The sequence below is a fragment of the Pseudokineococcus marinus genome, from assembly GCF_013004605.1.
Taxonomy (GTDB): Bacteria; Actinomycetota; Actinomycetes; order Actinomycetales; family Quadrisphaeraceae; genus Pseudokineococcus; species Pseudokineococcus marinus.
Genome location: NZ_JABEMA010000274.1, coordinates 1 through 4,168 on the forward strand (window position 1 = coordinate 1; position 4,168 = coordinate 4,168).

The following is a 4,168-nucleotide window of genomic DNA, read 5'->3' on the forward strand; positions in this document are numbered from 1 at the left end:
CAGGCGCCGACGCCGCTCGGCGGCCCGGCGGGCGGCGGTGGTGCGGGGCACGGCGGGTCGACCGGGCGCCGGCGCTAGTTCGCGTGGAGCGCCGCGTTGAGCGCGCCCCAGGACCCGGTGCGGGACCGCGCCTCGACGGCGCCGGTCGTGGAGTTGCGCCACAGCTGCAGGCCGTCGGCGCCCGACAGCTCGCGGGCCTTGACCACCCGGCTCGCGCCGCCCTGCGGGTCGAGCACGGAGACCTTGGTGCCCGCGGTGACGTAGAGGCCCGCCTCCACGACGCAGTCGTCGCCGAGGGAGATCCCGATGCCCGCGTTGGCGCCGAGGAGGCAGCGCTCGCCCACCGAGACGACCTCCGTGCCCCCGCCGGACAGCGTCCCCATGATCGACGAGCCGCCGCCGACGTCGGAGCCGTCGCCGACGACGACGCCCGCGCTGATCCGGCCCTCGACCATGGAGGCGCCCAGCGTGCCGGCGTTGAAGTTGACGAAGCCCTCGTGCATGACGGTCGTGCCGCTCGCGAGGTGGGCGCCGAGGCGCACCCGCGAGGCGTCGGCGACGCGCACGCCCGCGGGCAGCACGTAGTCGGTCATGCGGGGGAACTTGTCGACGCCGAGCACGACGACCCGCTCGCCGCGGTCGGCCAGCAGGCGGCCGCGCACCTCCTCGAAGCCCTCGACGGCGCAAGGTCCGGCGGAGGTCCAGACGACGGTCGGGAGCACGCCGAAGAGCCCGGTGAGGTCGACGCCGTGCGGCCGCACGAGGCGGTGGGAGAGCAGGTGCAGGCGCAGGTAGGCGTCCGGCACGTCGGCCGGGGCGGCGTCGAGGTCGACGACGGTGCGCACCACGTGGCTGCGCGTCCCGCGGCGCGGGTCCTCGCCCTCCAGCGCGGCCAGGGAGGCGGGGACGCCGAAGGGGCCCGGGTCCTCGCCCGGGTGGCCCAGCGCGGGCGCCGGGTACCAGGTGTCGAGGACGGCGCCGCCGTCGGTGCTCGTCGCGAGGCCGTAGCCCCAGGCCCAGCGGCCCGCGGGCACCCCCTCGCGCCCGGGGGTGGTGCTGGCGGCGGTCGAGTCGGCGGGCACGTCGGCGGGGGCGTCCGGCATGGGGCGAGGCTACCCGGGCGCCCGCCGCCCCCCGCCTACCCTCCGGCCCATGACGACGCTCCCGACGGCCGGGCCGCCCGCCGCGCTCGACCTCTCCGCCGACCTCGCCGACCTGCTCCAGGCGGTGTGCGACGTCGAGTCCGTGAGCGGGGCCGAGACCCGCCTCGCCGACGCCGTCGAGGCGGCCCTCTCCGCCTGCGCGCACCTGGAGGTGCTGCGCGACGGCGACGCCGTCGTCGCGCGCACGCACCTCGGCCGGGCCTCGCGGGTCGTCGTCGCGGGCCACCTCGACACCGTGCCCCTGGGGCGGCGCGAGGACGGCAGCCCCAACCTGCCGACGTGGCGCACGGGGGAGGGCGCGGACGCCGTCGTCCACGGCCGGGGCACCTGCGACATGAAGGGCGGTGTCGCCGTCGCGCTGTCGCTGGCCGCGTCCCTGGTCGAGCCCGCCCGCGACGTCACGTGGGTCTTCTACGACCACGAGGAGGTCGAGGCCGAGCTCAACGGCCTCGGCCGCCTCGCCGCCTCCCACCCGGACTGGCTGGCGGGGGACGTCGCCGTGCTCGGCGAGCCCACGTCCGCGGCGGTCGAGGGCGGGTGCAACGGGACCCTGCGGGTCGAGGTGCACCTGCGCGGCGTCCCGGCGCACTCCGCCCGGCCCTGGCGCGGGCGCAACGCCGTCCACGCCGCCGCGCCCCTGCTCGCGCTGCTGGCCGACCACGACCCGGGCGAGCGGGAGGTCGACGGCCTCGTGTTCCGCCAGAGCCTGCAGGCGGTCGGCATCCGCGGCGGCACGGCCGGCAACGTCGTCCCCGACGCCTGCGTCGTCACGGTCAACCACCGCTTCGCGCCCGACCGCACGCTCGCGCAGGCCGAGGCCGACCTGCGCGAGCTGCTCGCCGGCTACGAGGTCGTGCGCACCGACGGCGCCGAGGGCGCCCGGCCGGGCCTGGACCGCCCGGCGGCGGCGGCCGTCGTCGCCGCCACGGGGGAGGAGCCGCGGGCCAAGCTGGGGTGGACGGACGTCGCGCGCTTCAGCGCCCTCGGCGTCCCGGCGGTCAACCTCGGGCCGGGCGACCCCCTGCTGGCGCACGCCGACGACGAGCGCTGCCCCGTGGCGGACCTGCACCGCTGCGCGGACGTGCTCCGCACGTGGCTGACGGAGCCCCAGGAGCAGGGGGCGGGGCCCTCCGGCGGACGCGCGGCGGGGGCGTCTGCCACGATCGCGCCGTGACGCTCCTGCTGCTCCTCGTGGCCCTGGCGGTGGCCGGGGGCGCAGCGGCGGTGGCGCTCGGCCGCATCCCCGGCGGCCTCGACGAGCCGACGACGAGCCGCCCGCTGCGCGCGCTGCCCGAGGGCCCGCTGCGGGCGGAGGACGTGGACGGCGTCCGCTTCTCCCTCGGGCTGCGGGGCTACCGCATGGACGAGGTCGACGCCGTGCTCGACCGCGTCCGCGACGAGGTCGCCGAGCGCGACGCCCGGCTCGCCGAGCTCGAGGCGCTCCTGCGCAGCGCCGACCCGGTCGACCCCCCGTGGCGCGACCCGGCCGCAGGTGGAGGAGCCGAGGGGAGGGCGGCCGAGGGCGGAGGGGGCGGTCGCCGCGGCGACGACGAGAGGGCGGCCGCCCGGGCCCCCGGCGACGAGGAGGTCCGATGAGGGTGGTCGTGGAGGTGCCGGCGCGCCGCAGCGCGCCGGTCGTGTGGCGCCACCTCGTGGACTGGCCGTGGCAGAGCGGCTCGATCCCGCTCACCCGGGTCTTCCGCACCGGTGCCGCCGAGGGGGAGGGCGGCTCGTTCACCGGCCGGACCGCCGTCCTCGGCGTCGGCTTCGACGACCCCATGGACGTCGTGCGGTGGGAGCCGCCGACCGCCGGGGCGCCCGCGGGCGGGGGGCGCGCCGGCGTCGCCGTGCTCGCCAAGCGCGGGTCGGTGGTCCTCGGCAGCGCCGCGCTCCGCGTCGAGCCGGTGACGGCGGGCTCGTGCCGCGTCGTGTGGGGCGAGGACGTGCACGTCGCCCCGGTGCGCCTGACGCGCCCGCTCGAGCCGCTGCTGCGCGTGCCGGTCCGGCTGGGCCTGCGGTCCGTCGTGGTCGACATGGTGCGCCGGGTCGAGGCGGGCACCCCCGAGCCGCTCGAGCCGTGAGCGAGGGGCCCGCCGGGGCGGGCGCGCCCGGTGACGGCCCGCTCGTCGGCGACGACGGCCGCGCGCGCTGCCCCTGGGGCGACGCCCCCGAGGTGTACCGGCGCTACCACGACGAGGAGTGGGGCCGTCCGGTCACCGGGGAGGCGGCGCTCTTCGAGCGCCTGAGCCTCGAGGCCTTCCAGTCCGGCCTGTCCTGGCTGACGATCCTGCGCAAGCGACCGGCCTTCCGCGCCGCCTTCGCGGGCTTCGAGCCCGACGCCGTGGCGGCCTTCGGCCCGGCCGACCGGCAGCGGCTGCTCGCGGACGCGGGCATCGTCCGCAACCGCGCCAAGGTCGACGCCGTCCTCGCCAACGCCCGCGCCGTGGTCGCCCTGCGCGCGAGCGGCGGCCTGGAGGCGCTGCTGGCGACGGCGGCCGAGGCGCCGGGCGCGCGCGCCGCGCCGCGCACGACCGCGGACGTCCCGGCCTCGACCCCCGCCTCGGCGGCGCTGGCGCGCCGCCTCAGGGCGGCGGGCGTCGTCTTCGTCGGGCCGACGACGGCCTACGCCACGATGCAGGCGACCGGGCTCGTCGACGACCACCTCGCCGGCTGCTGGGCGCGGGGCGGCCGCGCCGTCGCCGCGCAGCCCGGGGGGAGCGGGGGCGCCGGCCTCACCGCCGGCGGGTGAGGAAGGCCTCGACCGCCGCGCGGTGCTCGGCTCCGCGGGCCACCCCCGCCACGAGGGCGCCCTCGTGGGCCAGCGTCGAGGGCAGGTCGTGCGTCGCGGCGAAGGCCAGCGCCCGCCGCGTGGCGACGAGCGCGGCCGTGGGGCCGGCGGCCAGCTCGCGCGCCACCTCCTCGGCGCGGGCGTCCAGGTCCGCGTCGGGCACCGCCTCGGTGGCGAGCCCGAGGGCGACGCACTCGTCGGCGGGCACGGGGCGCGG

General features: G+C 79.5%; 6 protein-coding genes. 4 read left to right on the forward strand and 2 right to left on the reverse strand.

The annotated features are described in order from the left end of the window. Nucleotides 1–74: 74 nt before the first annotated feature. A complete protein-coding gene (gene dapD / locus HLB09_RS13865) occupies nucleotides 75–1,103 on the reverse strand; it encodes a 2,3,4,5-tetrahydropyridine-2,6-dicarboxylate N-succinyltransferase (RefSeq protein ID WP_171203934.1) in 1,029 nt (342 codons plus the stop codon). A gap of 49 nt (nucleotides 1,104–1,152) precedes the next feature. Here dapD and dapE point away from each other — a divergent pair, with 49 nt between their 5' ends. Genes dapE through HLB09_RS18775 form a run of 4 tightly spaced genes read left to right on the forward strand, consistent with a single transcriptional unit; the run spans nucleotide 1,153 to nucleotide 3,912 of the window. Further along, nucleotides 1,153–2,337: a succinyl-diaminopimelate desuccinylase gene (gene dapE, locus HLB09_RS13870; protein ID WP_171203935.1), complete on the forward strand. Its 1,185-nt coding sequence runs from the start codon at nucleotides 1,153–1,155 to the stop codon at nucleotides 2,335–2,337. Then, complete coding sequence (locus HLB09_RS13875) at nucleotides 2,334–2,759, forward strand: DivIVA domain-containing protein (RefSeq protein ID WP_171203936.1); 426 nt, start codon at nucleotides 2,334–2,336, stop codon at nucleotides 2,757–2,759. Before dapE ends, HLB09_RS13875 begins: the two co-directional genes overlap by 4 nt. Beyond that, the gene (locus tag HLB09_RS18770; RefSeq protein ID WP_246235445.1) at nucleotides 2,756–3,244 is read left to right on the forward strand and encodes a hypothetical protein; all 489 of its coding nucleotides are present in this window, start codon (nucleotides 2,756–2,758) and stop codon (nucleotides 3,242–3,244) included. The genes HLB09_RS13875 and HLB09_RS18770 overlap by 4 nt, the downstream gene beginning before the upstream one ends. Further along, nucleotides 3,241–3,912, forward strand: coding sequence for a DNA-3-methyladenine glycosylase I (locus HLB09_RS18775; RefSeq protein WP_171203937.1), 672 nt, complete (start codon nucleotides 3,241–3,243; stop codon nucleotides 3,910–3,912). The genes HLB09_RS18770 and HLB09_RS18775 overlap by 4 nt, the downstream gene beginning before the upstream one ends. Here HLB09_RS18775 and HLB09_RS13890 read toward each other — a convergent pair. Then, a partial coding sequence (locus HLB09_RS13890) for an enoyl-CoA hydratase/isomerase family protein (RefSeq protein ID WP_212771087.1) occupies nucleotides 3,896–4,168 on the reverse strand: 273 nt, incomplete at its 5' end. The genes HLB09_RS18775 and HLB09_RS13890 overlap by 17 nt on opposite strands.

Bases quoted from the DNA above. Each gene is read 5' to 3' on its own strand.
- dapD (WP_171203934.1), bottom strand. From the start codon at position 1,103: ATGCCGGACGCCCCCGCCGACGTGCCCGCCGACTCGACCGCCGCCAGC.
- HLB09_RS18770 (WP_246235445.1), top strand. From the start codon at position 2,756: ATGAGGGTGGTCGTGGAGGTGCCGGCGCGCCGCAGCGCGCCGGTCGTG.
- dapE (WP_171203935.1), top strand. From the start codon at position 1,153: ATGACGACGCTCCCGACGGCCGGGCCGCCCGCCGCGCTCGACCTCTCC.